Source organism: Virgisporangium ochraceum, assembly GCF_016863655.1.
GTDB lineage: Bacteria > Actinomycetota > Actinomycetes > Mycobacteriales > Micromonosporaceae > Virgisporangium > Virgisporangium ochraceum.
In genome coordinates, this window is sequence record NZ_BOPH01000024.1 from 57208 (window position 1) to 74667 (window position 17460).

The following is a 17460-nucleotide window of genomic DNA, read 5'->3' on the forward strand; positions in this document are numbered from 1 at the left end:
CCTGCGTGGAGCGCGGTGGAAGTCCTTTCGACTTCCGCCGACCCCTCCCGCCCGAGCGCATCGCGTGTCCCCGGCCCTCGCGGCGACGGGCGCACGCTCAGGACAGCGGAAGCAGCAGGTGACTCAGCCCCAGCTCCGCCTCCACCACGGTGCCCGTGCGGTACCGCAACGTGTGGTCACGGTCGGTCGAGATCAGGACCAGCCCGATCCGGTGGCCGGCCTTGAAGATGTGGTCCTGGGGCTGCAGATCCCACGACAGGGTGTACGTGCGTCCCGCCGCCACCGGGGTCTCGTCCCACTGCGAGTACCGGTTGCGCACGTCGAGCCACCCGCGGCTGACGATCTTCCATGGCGTCTCGCGCGTCACGTACGCCCGCTTGTTGAAGCACCCCGGATCCTCCGGAATGCCCGGACCGATGCAGTCCTGCCCCGGCACCGTCGTGATCCCGGCGAACCGGGTGTCGGTGCCGTAGTCCACCAGCAGCGCGGTCAGGTAGGGCGAGCGTCCGTCGAGGCTGGCCCGCACGGTGAACCGCGGAGTGCCCGACAACCGCACGTCGTTGGTCAGCGAGGTGGTGAGGAAGGCCAGCCGGTTCGGGTCGGCTGCCAACTCGTTGTCCACGAGCTGCTCGGCGGTCTGGCTGGTGTCGTCCACGAAGGACTGCTCCGTGCCGAAGCCGCTGGGCCAGCGTCCCAGGGTGCCCGGACGCCCGTCGGCGGACGCCGCCCCGAGGAACAACGGCGTCGGTGACGTGCGCGGCACCGGCCAGCTGCGGCTGGTGACCCACTGGTTCGGCGCGGTCTCCACGTCGGCCATGGGCTCGTTCATGATCCCGTTGCGCACGCCGTGAAGCCAGAAGTCGAACCAGCGGTGCAGCGTCGCGATCCACTCCGCCCGCCGCACGTTGAACGGGTCGGTGTGCGGACCCTGGTGCAGCCAGATCTTCCGCTTCACGCCGTTCGCGGAAAGCGCGTTCCACCACTGGATGCCGTTCTTGGTGCGCACGTTCCAGTCGTTGAGCCCGTGCACCAGGAAAACGCTTGCCCGGACCTTGTGCGCGTCCTTCACGTAGTTCCGCTCGTGCCAGTAGGAGCTGTAGTCACCGGTCTCGCGGTCCTGTCGCCGTTCCAGGTCGGCCATGACGCCGGCGCACACCTCGGGATTTCGACGTGTCAGGACGAGCTTCGCCAGGATGTCGGTGTCCTCGCCCTGGAACGGGAACGGCGCGACCACGCCGCCGTTGGCCCGGTAGTAGTCGTACCAGCTCGAGATCGCGGCGATCGGGACGATCGTCTCCAGCCCCCGCACCCCGGTCGAGGCGACGGCGTTCGGCAGCGTCCCGTTGTAGGAGACGCCCGTCATGCCGACCTTCCCGGTCGACCAGGTCGCCGCCGCCTTCGCCCCGTCGGGGGTGAACCCCCGCGCGCGCCCGTTCAGCCAGTCGACGACCGCCTTCATGCCGAGGGTCTCGTTCGGGTCACCCGACGTCGGGCAGCCGTCGGATCCACCGGTCCCGATGCTGTCGGCGAAGATCACGGCGTACCCGCGGGGCACGAAGTAGTTGTCCAGGTAGCCGGCGAACACGATCGTCTCCGCGGCGCGGTCGGCCCCGCCGGCCGATCGGGCGGCCGAGGCGTCGTCGCGGTCGATGTCGTCGTGGTTGGGGATGTCGTTGAGACCGGCGTAGTACGGACTCGGTTGGAAGATCACCGGGACCTTCAGCCCGCGCTCGGTCTCGGCCGGCCGGATCACCCGCACCTCGACGCGGTCGCGCCTGCCGTCCTTGTCGCTGTCTATCTCCGTCTCGACGTACAGTCGCTCGCGGATCGCCTGCGTGTAGTCGAAGACGGGCTGCGTCACCCCGTTCTCCACGACCACGCCCGGCGGCGTCGGCACCGCGGAGGCCGGGGCCACCGTCAGCGCGAGCAGGGCCGCCGTGGCCGCGGTGGTGAGGGTGAAGAGTCGACGGACCGATCGCATCGAGCCTCCCGAGTCGGAGCACCGGTGCGTGGAGCCTATTCGCGCACGTCGATCAAAAGCCAGAGATGCCGACAGATGCGCGGGTCCGGTTCAAGGGTGTCGGCCCGGCGACGCACCCGTGATACGTCGCGTTTCCGGCTGCCGACCAGCCCCGGCGTCCGCACCCTTCTACCGTGACCGGCGACAACCTCGACCTGACCCGCTGCCCCGATCCGGTATGCGGCGACCTGGCCGAGGTCGCCCACCGCTGGACGCTGGGCTCCACCACCGGCGGCCTGCGGATGGCGCACACGATCTGCCTGCGCCGGCACGTCTTCGTGCTGCCGGAGTCGTGGCTACCCGAGCTGCCCACTCCCGAGTTCCCCTGGCCCGACCTGGCCCATTGAGGGCACCCACGCCCGACTGGCCCACCGACGGACCTCCACGCCCGAGGCCGCCCCGGCGACAGACTGCCCGCCCATCGCGTCAGCGGATCTGCAGCCCCAACGACCGTGCCACCACCAGCGCCTGCTCCGGGTCGATCACCGCGTCGCGCAGGTCGGCATCGCGGGGGTCCAGGGCGCTCAGGTCCGATCCCCGCAGGTCGCACCTGCCCAGCTTCACGCCGGCCAGCCGTGCGCCGCTCAGGTCGACACCGGTCAGCGACCCACCGGTCAGGTCCGCCTTCGACAGGTCGGCCTCCCGCATGCGGGTCCCGGAGAAGTCGACGCCGCGCAGGTCGGCGCGGGCCAGCGTGACGAACGACCAGTCGCCGCCGCTGACCGTCAGCGGCCGCAGGTCGCACTCGGTGAAGGTGCTGCCGACCAGCTTGCAGCCGGTGAACGACGCCTCGAAGAGGTTGCAGCGGTCGAACGTGCAGCGCAGGAAAGCGCTGTCCTCGTGCCGCGACGCGTTGAAGCGGACCCCGCCGAACGAGCACTCGGTGAACACCGCTCCCCGGCTGACCGCCTCGGTCAGGTCGACGTTCGTGAAGAAGCATCGCGTGTAGACCCGGTCGCCGAGATCCTCGCCGTACCAGTCGTCGCCCAGGTAGGACTCGTCCTCCACCACGAGGTGGGAGCCTACGCGGTCAGCGCGAGCACCTGCGCCTTCGCGTCCTCCAACCAGAACGGCCCAGGCCCGGCGACGGGGAACCGGGCCACCGGCCCACGCACCGGACGGCGCCGGCCCTCGACGTCCACCAGCAGTGTCCCGTCCGCGTCGACGGCGACCAGCTCACCGTCGACGCACAGCAGCGCCGGCGCGTCGGGCGCCGCGGTCACCGCCACCCGCCCGGCACGCAGCCCGTCGAGGATGCCGGCCACCGACGGCTCCGCGACCGCCACCCACGTCGTCGGCAGCCCGGGCCGCTCCGGGCCGTCCATCGTGTGGAAGTCCGACCCGCCGACCGGCACCGCTCCCGGCGCCCAGGCCAGCAGCCACGCCAGCGGGGCGCCCCACGTACGGTCCCACCATCCCGAGTGCCACACCTCGGCCAGCGGTGGCCGGCCGGTCATCGGCATCAGCCAGGCGCAGTCCCCACCCAGCGGATGGTTCACCGACAGCAGTCCGCCCCCGGCGTCCACAGTGGACAGCCAGGAGTCCGGAGGGTTCCGGAAGTCCACCCAGTCGACGGCGCCGAACGCGTTGGCGTGGCCGCGCCCCGTGGTCACCTCCTGCCCGGGCACCAGCAGGATGCCCGCGCCCGCACCGGCCGCCGCGAGCTCGGCGTGGTGCGACACCGTGTTGTGGTCGGTCACCGCGAGAAAGTCCAGGCCAGCGCCGGCCGCCAACGCGGCCAGCGCCGGCACCGTCAGGCTTCCATCGGAATGGACCGTGTGCGCGTGCAGGTCTCCCGCCAGCCAGGTCGTTCCGGGGGACGCGGGAAGCACGCGCCGCCGCACGCCGGTGCCCGCCGCGGGTGGCGCCGCCTCCACCGGTACGACAACCGGTTCGGCGACCGCCGGCTCCGCGGTGACCCGCCACGCCACGCCCTCCGGCGGCACCCGGTGCAGCCCCAGCAGCACCTGCCAGGTACCTGCCGGCACGGGGCCGGGCAGATAGCCGGGCGTCGCGACCGACTCCCCCACGACGAACGTGTCGCGGGCGCCGCCCGAGTACCCGCGGAACGCGCCGGACGGGTCGAAGCAGCCGAGGTCGAGCACTCCGGCCGACCGGTCGTAGTCGAGCTCCACGCGTAGCGTTCTCGCCCCGGACGTGACATCGACCGGGAGGTACCGGTACGGCGCCTCCGCCCGGTCCTCCGGCTTCCACACTCCACGGTGGACGGTGCTCACGTCACACGTTCCCCATCGGACGCCCGGTACACCAGCAGCCGCCCCGGCTGCGGCACCAACCATACCGGCGTCTCCGCCGGCGGTTCCGCCTCTTCCGGCACCACCGCACCGACCAGTTCGTCGCCCACCGCCACGCTGACGAGCGCCGACGTACCGAGGTTCTCCGCCACCGACACCGTCCCCCGCCACGCCGGACCGCCGGGGTCGGTCGTGCCGAGCGTCAGGTACTCGGGCCGGATGCCGACCACGACCTTCTCGCCGTCGGGCAGCGTCCCCTTCCAGGACAGGAGCGCTCCCGCGACGGACAGCTGTCCATCGTGGACCGAGCCCTCCAGCAGGTTCATCGGCGTCGACCCGATGAAGTTCGCGACGAACGTGTTCGCCGGTCGGCCGAACACGTCCCGCGGCGTGCCGACCTGCCGGATCCGGCCCGCCTCCATGACCGCGATCCGGTCGGCCAACGCCAACGCCTCGGCCTGGTCGTGGGTGACGAACACCGTCGTGACGGCGAGGTCCCGCTGCAGCCGCTTGAGGTAGGTACGGGCCTCGAGCCGGAGCCGGGCGTCCAGGTTGGACAGTGGCTCGTCGAACAGGAACGCGGCGGGGCGCACGGCCACCGCACGCGCCAGCGCCACCCGCTGCTGCTGTCCACCGGACAGCGCGGCCGGCCGCCGCTCCAGCAGCGGCGACAGCCCCAGCTGGGCGCCCACCTCGGCCGCCCGGCCGGAGCGTTCGGAACGCGACCGCCGCCGCACCTTCAGGGGGTAGGAGATGTTGTCGCTGACCGTCATGTGCGGGAACAGAGCGTAGTCCTGGAACACCATGGCGACGTCGCGGGCACCGGGTTCCAGCCGGGTGACGTCGCGGTCTCCGATGTGGACGGTGCCGCCGGTGGGCGGTTCCAGCCCGGCGATCGTACGCAGCAGCGTCGTCTTGCCGCACCCGCTGGGCCCGAGCAGCGCGAAGAACTCGCCGTCCTCGATGGTCAGGTCGAGCTTGTCCAGTGCCCGGACGCCGCCGGGGAACTCCTTGACGAGTCCGCTGAGGACGATGGCCGCCATCAGCTCTTGATCCCGCCGTGGAAGCGGAACCCGTAGCGGCTCCAGGCGAACAGGTACATGAGCACCACCGGTATCGAGTAGAGCAACGAGAACGTCGAGATCAGGGCGAGGTTCGGCGAGCCGCCCTCGGTGTAGAGGGTGCGCACGAGCACCGCGGCCGGCTGCTTGTCCGGGTCGCGCAGCAGGATGAACGGGGTGAGGAAGCTCCCCCACACCTGCACGATCGTCCACACGCCGATGGTCGCGAGGCCCGGCCGGGCGACCGGCACCACCACGTGGCGGAGCACCTGCAGCGGAGAGGCGCCGAACACCCGCGCGCTCTCCTCGTAGGACCGTGGGATCGTGTCGATGAAGTCCTTCAGCAGGAAGATGGCCGCCGGCAGCAGGCCGCCGGAGAGCACGAGCACCACGCCGGCCCGCGAGTCGATCAGCTTCAGCTCGAACACGAGCAGGAAGATCGGCACCATCGCCGCCGTTCCTGTGATGACGCTCGACAGCAGCAGCAACGCGTACAGCAGCGCATCGCGTCCCGGTATGCGGACGCGCGACAACGCGTAGGCCGCGAGGGCCGCGGCCGTCACCACGACGACCATCGTGCCCACCGACAGCAGGACCGAGTTCACCAGTGACGGCACGGCGTACCGGTTGTCGCCGATCTGGGCGAAGTTGTCGAACGTGGGCGCGCCCGGGAACCGCACGGCGTACGTGGGGGTCTCGTCGAACGGCGCCGACAGCAGCCACAGCAGCGGCAGGGCGAAGAACGCCATGCCGAGTCCGCTGAGGACGTAGACCCCTATCCGCCTGACGAAGAGCCCGGTCATGCCGCACGCACCTTCGACGCCCGCAGGTAGACCAGAGCCAGCCCCAGGTTGATGAGCAGGACCAGCAACGAGATCGCGCCGCTGTAACCCATGTCGCCGCCGACGATCGCGGTGTTGTAGATGTACGCCGGCACGATCTCCGACTCCCTGCCGGGCCCGCCCGCGGTGAGCAGGAACGGCGTGAAGTCGTTGAAGGTCCACAGGCTGATCAGCAGCGTGTTGGTGAGCGCGTACCGGCGGATGTGCGGCAGGACCACGTCACGCAGGGTCTGCCAGCGCCCGGATCCGGCCAGCCGCGCGGTCTCCAGGTGTGACGGCGGAACGCTGGTGAGCGCGGCGCTGTAGAGCATCATCGAGAACGCGGTGCCCCGCCAGACGTTGAACACGATGATCGAGACCATCGGGTACTCGACCAGCCACGCGAGCCCGGTGCCGAGCAGGTTGTCGAGGGTTCCGGCGTCGCGGTCGAGCATCGCGATCCAGAGGAACGCCACCACCGAACTCGGCAGGATCCAGGCCAGCAGCACGAGCGCCTCGACCGTGCGCCGCACCACCTTCGCGGTCGTGCGCAACGCGTACGCGAGCAGGAAACCGAGGACGTTCTGGCCCAGCACCGCCGACCCGAGCACGAACAGCAGCGTGAGCCACAGCGAGTTCCAGAACGTCTCGTCGCTCAACGCGCGGCGGTAGTTCTCCAGCCCCACGAACGACGGGCTGCGGGCCTCGGCACCGGTGAGCCGGAAGTTCGTCACTCCGATGTAGAGCGTCCACAGCGCGGGGAAGACCAGGAACACGGCGATGAGCGCCAGGGCCGGGGCGGTGAACCCGAAGGCGCGCCACCGCCCCAGCCCCGCCGCGTCCGCACTGCCGTCCACCCGCGACGGCGCCGCGCCGGCGGCCTCGGGGGCCACGGGATCCGCTACGGCGGACGGGGTGTCAGCCGGTGGCAATCTTGTCCGCCCCGCCGACGATGGTCTCCAGCTTCTTCTGGTACTCCGCGGCGGCCGCCGTCGGCGCCGTGCCCGTCACCACCGACAGCGTCGCCTGCTGCAATGCCTGCGACACCCGCGGATACTCGGCGAACCCGGGCCGGAACGAGGTCAACGGCAGCACCTTCTGGGCGATGAACGTCAGCAACGGGTCGTTCTTCAGGATCTCGTCGTTCACGTCCTGCCGCTGCGTGAGCCGCGGAGCCCCGCCGACCTGTGCCGCCGTCGCCTCCTTGGAGTTCATGAACTGCAGCAGTTCCCAGGCCTGGCGCGGGTAGTCGGACGACGGGTTCAGCACCCGCCCGGCGCCGCCGGACATCGACACGTAGTCCTGACCGCGCACGCCGGCACCGGCACGGACGGCCGGGATGAGCGCGTAGCCGACGTTCTGGTCGCGGTCGGCCATCTTCGCGATGCCCTTGTTCGGCTCGACCACGCTGCGCCAGAAGTAGTCGCCCTCCAACAGGATCGCGATCTTCCCTTCGGCGAAGGCCTGGAACGACTTGTCACGGCCCTTGGCGTCCTGCTGCAGCACCGGATCACCGAGGCCACCACCGTAGACGCGTTGGTACAGGCCGAGAACGTCGCGAACCGCCGCGGTGTTGCCCTGCCACTTCCCCTCGGCCCAGATCTGCTGACCGGTACCGACCAGCAGCGGCAGCACGCCCTGCATCGTGGTCGCCTCGCCCATCGCGGTGCCCGCGTTGAGCTGGATCGGAGTCACGCCGGGCACGCTCGACCTGATGGTCTGCGCGGCTGTGACGATCTCGTCCCACGATTTCGGCTGCCAGTCGCGCGGCAGGCCGGCCCGGGCGAGCAGCGACCGGTTGTAGTAGATGACCCGGCCGTCGGTCCCCTCCGGGACGCCGTACCGCTTGTCCTTGTAGGACATGTTGCCCTGTACGGGTTTCGGGATCTGGTTCCAGCCGTCCCAGCCGTTGACGGCGTCGGCGCCGACGAGGTCCTCCAGCGGCTTGATGTAACCGGCGTCGGCGAACTCGCCGACCCAGATGCCGTCGAGGGAGTAGATGTCGGCGCCGCTGCCCGTCTTCAGGTCCAGGGCGACCTTGCTCTTGTAGTCCTCGTCGCTGGCGCCGGACGGCTGGAACTCCACTTTCGCCGTACGCCCCTTGGCTTTCTGGTCCTCGACGAAGCGCGGGATGACCCAGTTCTCGATCCACTCGGCACCCGCGGCGTTCTTGCCGCCGGCGATCGCGTTGGCCGCGATCGTGAGGGTGAACTCCTTGGCGTCTGCGTTGCGGGTGGTGTCGGGCTCGTCGTCGCTGCCGAGGCACGCGGAGGTGGCGGTGGCGGCGAGCAGGACGGCGGCGAGCGCGGGCAGGATGCGTCGATGCATCGGTTCCTCCCCGAAGGAAACGGCGGATGCTCGTTACCCGACCTTGGCACGGGTACGGGGCGCTGTCCATTCGAGGCGATCACTGTTTCGCGACGTCGGGGTCGCGGAAAGCGCTTCGGGACGCACGAAGCGGCGGCGCCCTTCCCCGACGCCGCCGCTTACCAAGAGGATACGGAGTCTCACGATGAGCAACAATGTGTGTCGATGACATCGGCACACAATCCAGCGATGAGGCGTATCGACATATGGCTGGAGACCGTGCGCCCGCCTCGGTACAGTGCGCCCGTGCCCCGCCGCCCGGCCCGCGTCCGCGAGACGGACCGCCTGCGCCTGGAACCGGTGACGGAACGGCACGGCGCCGAGCTTCTGGCCCTGTATTCCGACCCCGCCGTCGCCGATTGGTACGGCGAGTGGACCCGCGAGGGAACCGACCGCGAGGCGGCCCGCATGGCCGACGGCTGGCGGACCGACGGCGTCCACAAGTGGTTCGCCTTCCACCGCGGGACGGGCGACCCGGTCGGCCGCGGCGGCCTCTCGCGCGTGCACATCGACGGCGCTGCCCGCCTGGAGCTCGGCTGGGTGCTGCACCACCGGTTCTGGGGACACGGCTACGCCACCGAGATCGGCCGCGCCGGCCTCGAGGTCGCCTTCACCGAGCTCGACGCCGCCGAGGTGGTCGCGTTCACCGAGGTGCACAATGCCCGCTCGCGCGCGGTGATGGAGCGCCTCGGCATGGTCTACGCGAAGGACATCGAGTGGGACGGCGCACCATTCGTGCTGTACCGCAAGATCCGGGGACTACGGTAGGGCCATGCGGATCGGGTTCGGGTTGCCGGTGTCCGGGGCGTGGGCCACGCCCGCGAACATCACACACTTCGCTCGGCGGGCGGAGGAGCTCGGCTACGGCTCGCTGTGGACGTTCCAGCGCCTGCTCGTCGACGCCGACCAGCCGCCACCGCCGAACTACCGCAGCGTCCTGGATCCCTTGCTGGCGTTGACGTTCGCGGCCGCGCACACCACCCGCATCCGGCTCGGCGTCGCCGTCGTCAACCTGCCGTTCATCTCGCCGGCCTACCTGGCGAAGCAGGCGACGACCCTCGACGTCCTGTCCGGCGGCCGGCTCGACCTCGGGCTCGGCACCGGACACTCGCCGGCGGAGTTCACCGCGACCGGCGGCTCGATGGAGCGGCGCGGCGCCCGCGCCGACGAGTACCTGCGCGTGCTGCGCACCCTGTGGGCCGACGAGGTCAGCGCTTTCCAGGGCGAGTTCTACACCGTGCCGCCCACCCGCATGGATCCGCGACCGGTGCAGAAGCCGGGCCCGCCGGTCCTCGTCGGCGGTGTCGCGAAGGCGGCCCTGCGGCGGGCCGGCCGCCTCGGCGACGGCTGGGTCAGCCGCAGCGCCACCGACCTGTCCTCGATCGGCGCCGACATCGCGATCGTGCGGGCGGCCGCCGCCGAGGCCGGCCGGGACCCGGCGGCGCTGCGTGTGGTCTCACGCGGCGTCCTGCGCCTGGGCGAACGGACGGACGCCCCGCTGTCCGGCACCCCCGCCCAGGTCCGCGCCGACGTCGAGTGGCTCGCCACCCAGGGCGTCACCGAGATCTTCTACGACCTCAACTGGGATCCGGCGATCGCCGCCCCCGACGCCGACCCCACCGCGGCGGTGGCCCGGGCCGAGGAGATCCTCGAGACCCTGGCACCCGCCCGGTAGGCCCTTTCCGCGACCCGGTCCACGTCGGTCAGAGAAGCTCGGAGCCCTCGAACCGCCCGAGCTCCTCCCGGTACAGCTCGACACCCACCCCGTTCGGGTCGCGGATGTAGAGGCTGTCCTCCACGCCCCGGTCGGGCCCGAGGTACTCGATCCCCGCCTCGTCGAGTTTCGCCTTCGCGGCGGCGAACTGCTCCGGGCTCACCGACAACGCGATGTGCTGCACCGCACCGATGGTCTCGCTGAACGGCGGGTGGTCGTGACCGGGGAAGTCGAAGAACCCGAGAAGATTGCGGTTTCCCAGGTCGAAGAAGAAGTGGCTGGAGCCGGCGTAGTCGCGGTTCTCGACGAGCTCTACCAGCGGGAACCCGAGGAACTCCTGGTAGAACCGGATCGTCTCCTCCACGTCGCGGCAGATCAGCGCCGCGTGGTGGATACCCCGCGTGGTGGGCGGCTTCCGCTCGCCCCGGGGACGGAGGTAACGCTCGCGGATCTCGTCGCGGCGCTGCCGTACGGCGGCGAGTTCCTCACCCTGTGGCTGCGGCATCTCCGTCCCCTTCACCTTGTTGTCGACACAAGTAACTTACTCCCAGCGGAACAGCTTCGAGGCCGCCCAGAACGCGATGCCCGCGAAAGCGGCGAGGAACACCACGAGGATCCATTCGGGCGAGTGACCCGACCACGAGTCCTGCACGGTGATGCGGAACGCGCCCAGCGGGGTGAAGTCGCCGGCCCGGCTCAGCCAGCCGGGCATCTGCTCCTTCGGCAGGTACGCCCCGGCGAAGAACAGCGACGGGAAGAACAGCAGGAACCCGTATCCGCTGCCGCCCCGCGCCGTGCGCACCACCGCGGCCACCAGGATGCTGATCCCGAACATCGCGGCGAGACCGAACACGTACGAGAGGACGAAGCCACCCACGTGCTGCGGCGGCCGCATGTCCACGGCGAGCATCCCCACGACGAGCGTCAGCGCCAACGCCGCGAGCGCGAGCGTCACGTGCACCGTCAGGTAGGCCAGCAGCAGCGCGCTCGGCTTCGCCGGCGTCGTCGACAGCCGCTTGAGGATTCCCCTTTCCCGGTACGCGCCGAAGTAGGCCGGCAGCACGGTCAGCGCGAGCGCCGCCACCGCCAGCGTCGCCGCCAGGGCCGGCAGGGCCGAGTCGACGGCGCGGGCGCCGCCGAACGCCGGGTCGGGTACGCGGCTGCTCCCCGGAAGCCCGAACGCCAGCACCAGCGCGGTCGGCAGCACCAGCGCGAGCGGGATCGTGATGTAGTCACGCGCGGCGAGCCTGAACTCCATCGCGGTCAGTTGCTTGAGTCCGGTCGTCATCACAGGCTCCCGTTGGTCGTGAGGGTGACGTAGGCGTCTTCGAGGGATGCGTCGGGCCCGCCCCGGGCCCGGATGCCGGCGGGCGTGTCGAGGGCCGCCACCCGGCCGTCGTTGATCACGGCGATGCGGTCGCACAGGCGCTCCGCCTCGTCCATGTAGTGGGTCACGAGCAGCACGGTGACGCCGCGGTCGCGGATCCGCTCGACCATGCGCCAGGTCTCCCGACGGGCATGCGGGTCGAGGCCGGTGGTCAGCTCGTCGAGGATCGCCACCTCGGGGTTGCCGATCAGCGCGAGGGCGATCGAGACCCGCTGCTTGAGGCCGCCGGAGAGCTTGCCGAAGAAGGTCCGACGGTGACCGTCCAGGCCGAACTCGGCGAGCAGCTGCTCCGGGTCGGCCGGGTCCGGGTAGAAGGACGCGTACAGGGAAAGCGCTTCCCCCACGCGCATCCGGTCGGGCAGCTCGCCGCTCTGCAGCTGCACTCCGAGGCGCAGCCGCAATGCGGCGCGGTCGCGGCGCGGGTCGAGCCCGAGCACGCGGATCGTGCCGTCGTCGGGAAAGCGGATTCCCGCGATCGACTCGACCGTCGTGGTCTTGCCGGCGCCGTTCGGACCGACGATGCCGAAAATCTCTCCCGGCTCGACCGAGAACGTGACCTCCTCGAGCACCCGGCGCTCGCCGTAGCTCTTACGGAGCTTGGAAACATCGATGACTGGCATGCATGAAACGCTATGGATCACCGGCGCCGGCGGTAATGACGCTGGATACCCGGCGGGGTGGAGCTAGCTACACCGTTAGGCTTCGGCCCATGCGCGTCGTGCTGGCCGAGGACCTGGCGATTCTGCGGGACGGCCTGCGTCACCTCCTCGCCGCCCACGGCTTCGAGGTGGTCGCGGCGGTCGCCACCGGCCCGGAGCTGGCCGCCGCCCTGCCCGCCCTGCAGCCCGACGTCGCGGTCGTCGACGTGCGGCTGCCGCCGACCCAGACCGACGAGGGCCTGCGGATAGCGCTTTCCGCCCGCCGCGACCGGCCCGGCCTTCCCGTCCTGGTGCTCTCGTCACACGTCGAGCAGCTGTACGCCCGTGAACTCCTGGCCGACGGCTCGGGCGGCGTGGGCTACCTGCTCAAGGACCGGGTGTTCAACGCCGAGCAGTTCGTCGACGCGGTGCGGCAGGTCGCCGCCGGCGGCACCGTGATGGACCCCGAGGTCATCGCGAAGCTGCTCGCCCGCAACTCCACCGACCAGCCGCTGGCCGCCCTGACCCCGCGCGAGCGGGAGGTCCTGGAGCTGATGGCCGAGGGCCGTTCGAACGCCGCGATCGGGCAGCGGCTGTTCCTGTCCGACAGCGCGGTCGGCAAGCACACGGCCGGCATCTTCACCAAGCTCGGGCTCACGCAGTCCGACGACGACAACCGACGGGTGCTCGCCGTGCTCGCCTACCTCGACGGCACGCGGTCCTGAGCCGCAGGGCTCAGGACCGCGACGGCCGCGACGCTCAGTGGTGCAGGTCGAGCTCCTGGAGCATCTTGTCCAGGATCTCCACCGTGCGGGTGGGCGCCTCGGCCTCGATGCAGAGCTGCTCCATGGCCAGCGCGTACTGGTCGCGGTCCTCCGGCTTGTCGAGGTAGAGCGCGCTGGTGAGCTGCTCGACGTAGACCACGTCGGGCAGTTCCTCCTCGGGGAACCGCAGGATCGTGAACGCGCCGCCGGCGCCGGCGTGACCGCCGGCCAGGAACGGGATGACCTGCAGCCGCACGTGCGACATCTGCGCGACCTCGATCAGGTACTCGAGCTGGGCGCGCATGACGTCGCGTCCGCCGATCGGCCGGCGCAGCGCCGCCTCGTCGACGACGAACCACATCTCGGGCGGCGCGGTGCGGGTGAGCAGCCGCTTGCGGTCCATTCGCAGTTGAACCCGGCGCTCGATCTCCGCCTCGGGCGCGTCGGAGTGGCCGAGGCAGATGACCGCGCGGGCGTAGTCGGCGGTCTGGAGCAGACCCGGCACGAACTGCACCTCGTAGGTACGGATCAGCTCCGCCGCCGACTCCAGCCCCATGTAGGACTGGAACCAGCTCGGCATCACGTCGCCGTACCGGTGCCACCATCCGGGCGTGTTCGCCTCACGGGCGAGGGCAAGCAGCGCCGCGCGCTCCTTCTCGTCGGTGACCCCGTACAGCGAGAGCAGGTCGGCGACGTCGCGCTCCTTGAAGCCGACGCGGCCGAGCTCGATACGGCTGATCTTCGACTCCGAGGCACGGATCTCATACCCGGCCGCTTCCCGGGTGACACCGTTCGCCTCGCGGAGCGCGCGGAGCTGGTTGCCCAGCAGGATGCGCAGCACGGTCGGCCCGCCGGCCGACCCACCTTCCGACTGGGCCGTCGTCACGAAATACCTCCGGTTGTCGAGCCGACCCCCGGTCGGGTACGGCTCTCCCCCGTAGGGATGTTATGACCAATTGGTAACCAGCGAAACTGCCGGTATTCGTCAGGTGATCAGATCGTCGAAGTCGCCGTCCTTCGCGCCAAGGATAAATGCCGCAATCTCGGCGGGCGTGTAGATCAGCGCGGGACCCTCCGGATCGCGGGAGTTCCGCACAGCGACACCCGAGCCGTCGGGGAGCTCGGCAACCTCGACACAGTTGCCGCTGGGATTGCTCCGCCGGCTCTTACGCCAGGCCAACGGGGGTAGATCGTTGGCTGACGATCTCACACTTACTTGAGTCATGTGTGTCTCTCTATGTCTCAGGCGGGTCTGGGTGCTCTGTCGAGCGGTGAATCCGTCATCTGCACGTGCATCCGCTCTTGCGCCTGCATGCGACGCGGAGGATGATATCGCACAGGCAGTGAGGATCAGCCAGCCGAATTCATGGTCAATGACGACTTATGAGGCTTAAACGGTTGCTCGTCATCCAGACGGGTGACCAACGGAAACGCCAGGGAACGTCGAGGAAACTCCGCGCTACTTCCCCAGCTACACAGCGCATTTCTTCCCCACCAGGACGGCACGCAGGCGGGAGGCAACCAGGCATGCCGGTCCCCACCATCGATCCAGATCTCCGCGATCCAGCAGAAGTTGCCCCTACCGACAGTTACCGGCGAGACGACCCGGTGTGGGTCTATCGCGGTGGCGTCTGGCGAGCGGGCGTCATCGAGGCCGCATCCGCCCGGGCGGCCATGGTGACCTACCGGCCCAACGACTCCCGCGGTACCGGTGTCGACACGTTGACGGCCCCGTTCGTGCTTCCCCGCGACGACCGGGACCCGTTGATCGACCGGCTCCATTCCGCGTGACACTTCCCGCCCCCACCCCCTCGAAAGGTTCGCCATGATCGCCATGGTCGGACTGCTGGCACTTCTCGCCGGCGTCGCGATCGGCTGGTATCTGCGTCGCATCAACTCCTGGTGCCCGCAGTGCGGCGACAACGTGACATGCGCCAGCTGCGGCGAACGGCCGATCCTGTCCGTTCCGGCCAGGTCCTGGCGAGGCCGCTGACGAACACCCGGCCACCGCGGCCGGTCCGATGGGAGGGCGCCGCCATGGACGCTGCGATGCGGCCGGAACGGGAGCCTCCGCGCGGCACGAACGGCGACCACAACCGCGAGCGCGCCTACAACGGCGCCGACCTGCGCCCGGCCCAGAACCTCGACACGGCCTACCGGTCCCGCTGGGCGGTCAACACGGCCGGCAGGAGACGCCGCGATCACCCGGGCATGCCCGACGGCCCGCTGCCGATCACGACGGTCCCGTACGACCCGCCTTCCGAGGAGCGACGAGCCGACCGGCCACCGGCGCCCGGAGCGGGCGCACGCCGCCCGATCGACCTCGGGCCCCTGATGCGCCTGGCGCACGAGTCCTACTGGGCCCGCTTCTTCAACCGCCCCCGGCATTCGGCGATCGCCGACGCCTGAGTCAGCGGGCGCCGCCGTTGACGTACAGGGTCTGGCCGCTCACGTACGACGCCTCGTCGCTGGCGAGGAACGCGATCACCGACGCCACCTCCTCCGGCTGCCCCACCCGGCGCAGCGGCGTGGCGGCCGCCGCGTGCTTCTGGTGGTCCTCCGGCGTCGCACCCACGCGTTCGGCCGTCGCCGCGGTCATCGCGGTCGCGATGTAGCCCGGGGCCACGGCATTGACCGTGATGTTGAACTGGCCGAGCTCGATCGCCAACGTGGCGGTGAGCCCCTGGACGCCGGCCTTGGCCGCCGCGTAGTTGACCTGTCCGCGGTTGCCCAGCGCCGACCGGCTGCTCAGGTTCACGATCTTGCCGTAACGCTGGTCGACCATGTGCTTCTGCACGGCCTGACAGCACAGGAACATGCTGGTCAGGTTCGTGGTCAGCACCGCGGTCCACTCCTGCTCCGGCATCCGGAAGAGCAGGTTGTCGCGCGTGATCCCGGCGTTGTTCACCAGGATGTCGACGCGTCCCCACTCTCCGACGACCCGCTCGACCATCGCGGTCACGGCGGCTCCGTCCGTCACGTCGCAGCCGACGGCGAGCGAGCGTCCACCGTCCGATGTGATCCTTTCCACGATCGACGCCGAGCGATCCGCTGTGAGATCGACCACTGCGACGCTCGCTCCGCCCGCCGCGAGGAGCGCGGCGGTCGCGGCGCCGATGCCCTGGGCACCACCGGTGACGACCGCGACCCGGTCGGTGAACCTCATGACTGGCCTCCGAACGCGTTGATACCGGTCAGGGCCCGGCCGATCAGCAGTTCCTGGATCTGGCTGGTGCCCTCGTACAGGGTCATCACCCGGGCATCGCGCAGGTACTTGCCGACCGGGTACTCGTCGATGTAGCCGTAGCCGCCGAAGACCTGCAGCGCGTTGTTCGCCGCCCGAACCGCGGCCTCGCTCGCGAACAGCTTCGCCATCGACGCCTCGGTGGCGAAGGGCTGGCCGCGCTCGATCAGGTCGGCGGTCCGCCACACCAGCATCCGCGCGGCCTCGGTGTCGACCGCGATGTTCGCGAGCAGACTCTGGACCAGTTGGTGCGCCGCGATCGGCTTCTGGAACTGCTCCCGCTGCTTCGCGTAGCCCACAGCCGCGTCGAGGCAGCCCTGCGCGATCCCCACACACCCCGCGGCGACGGACATGCGCCCCTTCGCGAGCGCGGCCATCGCGACGTGAAAGCCCTTTCCTTCCCCGCCGACCATCGCCGACGCCGGCACGCGCACCCGGTCGAACGTCAGCTCCGCGGTGGCCTGCCCGCGCAGGCCGAGCTTTCCGTGGATCTCGCGGCGGGTGAGCCCGTCGGCGCCGGTCGGGACGAGGAAAGCGCTTACCCCTCGGTGACCCGGCCCGCCCGTGCGGGCGAACACGAGCACCACGTCGGCCCACGTGCCGTTGGTGATGAACATCTTCGAGCCGGTGAGCAGGAAGTCGTCGCCGTCGCTCTCGGCGCGGGTCTTGAGGGAGCCGGCGTCGGACCCGGTGTCGGGCTCGGTGAGCGCGAAGCAGGCAAGCGCTTCCCCCGAGCACAGCCGGGGCAGCCACTCCCGCTTCTGCTCGGGCGAGCCGTAGCCGGCGATCGACTTGCCCACCAGCCCGAGAGACACCGAGACCATGCCGCGGACGGCGGAGTCGCCGCGGCCGAGCTCCTCCAGGACGAGGCAGTAGGTGAGGTGGTCGCCGCCCGACCCGCCGTGCTCCTCGGGGATGGTGAGGCCGAGGAAACCGAGGTCACCGAGCTTCCTCACGATGGAGACGTCGACCTGCTCACGCCGGTCCCAAACGGCTGCGTACGGGAGGATCTCGCGGTCGACGAACCCGGCGGCGAGCTCGCGGACCGCCTGCTGTTCGGCGGTGAGGGACAGATCCATGGCGGGAGACTACCCCCATTAAACTTCCAGTGTTAGGTTTCCGGCGGAGGAGATCTGGCGCGCGCGAGCGGGTGATGCCGAACCGCCGCGGGCGCCGGTGACGCCGAAGC

At 70.4% G+C, this 17460-nt stretch carries 20 protein-coding genes and 1 pseudogene; 7 read left to right on the forward strand and 14 right to left on the reverse strand.

Annotated elements, in window-relative coordinates; all coding sequences use genetic code 11:
- Positions 1–97: 97 nt before the first annotated feature.
- The gene (locus Voc01_RS11035; RefSeq protein WP_203927238.1) at positions 98–1981 is read right to left on the reverse strand and encodes a Xaa-Pro dipeptidyl-peptidase; all 1884 of its coding nucleotides are present in this window, start codon (positions 1979–1981) and stop codon (positions 98–100) included.
- A gap of 173 nt (positions 1982–2154) precedes the next feature.
- Between Voc01_RS11035 and Voc01_RS11040 the strand changes: the two genes are divergently transcribed.
- A complete protein-coding gene (locus Voc01_RS11040) occupies positions 2155–2367 on the forward strand; it encodes a hypothetical protein (RefSeq protein WP_203927239.1) in 213 nt (70 codons plus the stop codon).
- 79 nt (positions 2368–2446) lie between these two features.
- On the opposite strand, the gene Voc01_RS11045 is transcribed toward Voc01_RS11040, so the two are convergent.
- The 6 genes from Voc01_RS11045 to Voc01_RS11070 are packed head-to-tail and all read right to left on the reverse strand — an operon-like array spanning position 2447 to position 8485.
- On the reverse strand, positions 2447–3031 hold the full coding sequence (locus Voc01_RS11045) for a pentapeptide repeat-containing protein (RefSeq protein ID WP_203927240.1): 585 nt from the start codon (positions 3029–3031) through the stop codon (positions 2447–2449).
- 11 nt (positions 3032–3042) lie between these two features.
- A complete protein-coding gene (locus Voc01_RS11050; RefSeq protein WP_203927241.1) occupies positions 3043–4257 on the reverse strand; it encodes a CehA/McbA family metallohydrolase in 1215 nt (404 codons plus the stop codon).
- Positions 4254–5318, reverse strand: coding sequence for an ABC transporter ATP-binding protein (locus Voc01_RS11055; RefSeq protein WP_203927242.1), 1065 nt, complete (start codon positions 5316–5318; stop codon positions 4254–4256). Before Voc01_RS11055 ends, Voc01_RS11050 begins: the two co-directional genes overlap by 4 nt.
- On the reverse strand, positions 5318–6139 hold the full coding sequence (locus tag Voc01_RS11060) for a carbohydrate ABC transporter permease (RefSeq protein WP_203927243.1): 822 nt from the start codon (positions 6137–6139) through the stop codon (positions 5318–5320). Before Voc01_RS11060 ends, Voc01_RS11055 begins: the two co-directional genes overlap by 1 nt.
- Positions 6136–7050 (reverse strand): carbohydrate ABC transporter permease, encoded by a 915-nt coding sequence (locus tag Voc01_RS11065; RefSeq protein ID WP_203927244.1) that lies wholly within the window; start codon positions 7048–7050, stop codon positions 6136–6138. Before Voc01_RS11065 ends, Voc01_RS11060 begins: the two co-directional genes overlap by 4 nt.
- Before the next feature lie 25 nt (positions 7051–7075).
- Complete coding sequence (locus Voc01_RS11070) at positions 7076–8485, reverse strand: extracellular solute-binding protein (RefSeq protein WP_203927245.1); 1410 nt, start codon at positions 8483–8485, stop codon at positions 7076–7078.
- A gap of 285 nt (positions 8486–8770) precedes the next feature.
- On the opposite strand from Voc01_RS11070, the gene Voc01_RS11075 reads away from it, so the two are divergent.
- Complete coding sequence (locus tag Voc01_RS11075; RefSeq protein ID WP_239160111.1) at positions 8771–9292, forward strand: GNAT family N-acetyltransferase; 522 nt, start codon at positions 8771–8773, stop codon at positions 9290–9292.
- Between the two features lie 4 nt (positions 9293–9296).
- Entirely contained in the window at positions 9297–10199 is a 903-nt protein-coding gene (locus tag Voc01_RS11080) for a TIGR03619 family F420-dependent LLM class oxidoreductase (RefSeq protein WP_203927247.1), read from the forward strand.
- 28 nt (positions 10200–10227) lie between these two features.
- On the opposite strand, the gene Voc01_RS11085 is transcribed toward Voc01_RS11080, so the two are convergent.
- From Voc01_RS11085 to Voc01_RS11095, 3 genes and pseudogenes are all read right to left on the reverse strand, one after another.
- A complete protein-coding gene (locus tag Voc01_RS11085) occupies positions 10228–10743 on the reverse strand; it encodes a VOC family protein (RefSeq protein WP_203927248.1) in 516 nt (171 codons plus the stop codon).
- A gap of 36 nt (positions 10744–10779) precedes the next feature.
- A complete protein-coding gene (locus Voc01_RS11090) occupies positions 10780–11526 on the reverse strand; it encodes an ABC transporter permease (protein ID WP_203927249.1) in 747 nt (248 codons plus the stop codon).
- Between the two features lie 50 nt (positions 11527–11576).
- Positions 11577–12245 (reverse strand): annotated as a pseudogene (locus Voc01_RS11095) (ABC transporter ATP-binding protein); the annotation flags it as partial.
- Between the two features lie 89 nt (positions 12246–12334).
- On the opposite strand from Voc01_RS11095, the gene Voc01_RS11100 reads away from it, so the two are divergent.
- Positions 12335–12988, forward strand: coding sequence for a response regulator (locus Voc01_RS11100; protein WP_203927251.1), 654 nt, complete (start codon positions 12335–12337; stop codon positions 12986–12988).
- Positions 12989–13022: 34 nt separating this feature from the next.
- Here Voc01_RS11100 and Voc01_RS11105 read toward each other — a convergent pair whose 3' ends face one another.
- Together Voc01_RS11105 and Voc01_RS11110 are read right to left on the reverse strand one after the other, a co-directional pair.
- Positions 13023–13913: a Sco1979 family transcriptional regulator gene (locus tag Voc01_RS11105; RefSeq protein WP_203927252.1), complete on the reverse strand. Its 891-nt coding sequence runs from the start codon at positions 13911–13913 to the stop codon at positions 13023–13025.
- A gap of 99 nt (positions 13914–14012) precedes the next feature.
- Positions 14013–14252 (reverse strand): DUF397 domain-containing protein, encoded by a 240-nt coding sequence (locus Voc01_RS11110; protein ID WP_203927253.1) that lies wholly within the window; start codon positions 14250–14252, stop codon positions 14013–14015.
- 383 nt (positions 14253–14635) lie between these two features.
- On the opposite strand from Voc01_RS11110, the gene Voc01_RS11115 reads away from it, so the two are divergent.
- The 3 genes from Voc01_RS11115 to Voc01_RS11125 are packed head-to-tail and all read left to right on the forward strand — an operon-like array spanning position 14636 to position 15436.
- Positions 14636–14818 carry a hypothetical protein gene (locus tag Voc01_RS11115; RefSeq protein ID WP_239160112.1) on the forward strand — a complete coding sequence of 61 codons (183 nt, stop codon included), beginning with the start codon at positions 14636–14638 and terminating at the stop codon, positions 14816–14818.
- A gap of 34 nt (positions 14819–14852) precedes the next feature.
- Positions 14853–15020, forward strand: coding sequence for a hypothetical protein (locus tag Voc01_RS11120; RefSeq protein ID WP_203927255.1), 168 nt, complete (start codon positions 14853–14855; stop codon positions 15018–15020).
- 56 nt (positions 15021–15076) lie between these two features.
- Positions 15077–15436, forward strand: a complete 360-nt coding sequence (locus Voc01_RS11125; RefSeq protein ID WP_203927256.1) for a hypothetical protein — start codon at positions 15077–15079, stop codon at positions 15434–15436.
- Position 15437: 1 nt separating this feature from the next.
- Here Voc01_RS11125 and fabG read toward each other — a convergent pair whose 3' ends face one another.
- Both fabG and Voc01_RS11135 read right to left on the reverse strand, forming a co-directional pair.
- Positions 15438–16193 carry a 3-oxoacyl-ACP reductase FabG gene (fabG, locus tag Voc01_RS11130; RefSeq protein ID WP_203927257.1) on the reverse strand — a complete coding sequence of 252 codons (756 nt, stop codon included), beginning with the start codon at positions 16191–16193 and terminating at the stop codon, positions 15438–15440.
- On the reverse strand, positions 16190–17350 hold the full coding sequence (locus tag Voc01_RS11135; protein WP_203927258.1) for an acyl-CoA dehydrogenase family protein: 1161 nt from the start codon (positions 17348–17350) through the stop codon (positions 16190–16192). Before Voc01_RS11135 ends, fabG begins: the two co-directional genes overlap by 4 nt.
- Between the last annotated feature and the right edge of the window lie 110 nt (positions 17351–17460).

Bases quoted from the DNA above. Each gene is read 5' to 3' on its own strand.
- Voc01_RS11135 (WP_203927258.1), bottom strand. From the start codon at position 17,350: ATGGATCTGTCCCTCACCGCCGAACAGCAGGCGGTCCGCGAGCTCGCC.
- Voc01_RS11090 (WP_203927249.1), bottom strand. From the start codon at position 11,526: ATGACGACCGGACTCAAGCAACTGACCGCGATGGAGTTCAGGCTCGCC.
- Voc01_RS11080 (WP_203927247.1), top strand. From the start codon at position 9,297: ATGCGGATCGGGTTCGGGTTGCCGGTGTCCGGGGCGTGGGCCACGCCC.
- Voc01_RS11055 (WP_203927242.1), bottom strand. From the start codon at position 5,318: ATGGCGGCCATCGTCCTCAGCGGACTCGTCAAGGAGTTCCCCGGCGGC.
- Voc01_RS11100 (WP_203927251.1), top strand. From the start codon at position 12,335: ATGCGCGTCGTGCTGGCCGAGGACCTGGCGATTCTGCGGGACGGCCTG.
- Voc01_RS11085 (WP_203927248.1), bottom strand. From the start codon at position 10,743: ATGCCGCAGCCACAGGGTGAGGAACTCGCCGCCGTACGGCAGCGCCGC.
- Voc01_RS11060 (WP_203927243.1), bottom strand. From the start codon at position 6,139: ATGACCGGGCTCTTCGTCAGGCGGATAGGGGTCTACGTCCTCAGCGGA.
- Voc01_RS11110 (WP_203927253.1), bottom strand. From the start codon at position 14,252: ATGACTCAAGTAAGTGTGAGATCGTCAGCCAACGATCTACCCCCGTTG.
- fabG (WP_203927257.1), bottom strand. From the start codon at position 16,193: ATGAGGTTCACCGACCGGGTCGCGGTCGTCACCGGTGGTGCCCAGGGC.
- Voc01_RS11125 (WP_203927256.1), top strand. From the start codon at position 15,077: ATGCGGCCGGAACGGGAGCCTCCGCGCGGCACGAACGGCGACCACAAC.
- Voc01_RS11120 (WP_203927255.1), top strand. From the start codon at position 14,853: ATGATCGCCATGGTCGGACTGCTGGCACTTCTCGCCGGCGTCGCGATC.
- Voc01_RS11070 (WP_203927245.1), bottom strand. From the start codon at position 8,485: ATGCATCGACGCATCCTGCCCGCGCTCGCCGCCGTCCTGCTCGCCGCC.
- Voc01_RS11035 (WP_203927238.1), bottom strand. From the start codon at position 1,981: ATGCGATCGGTCCGTCGACTCTTCACCCTCACCACCGCGGCCACGGCG.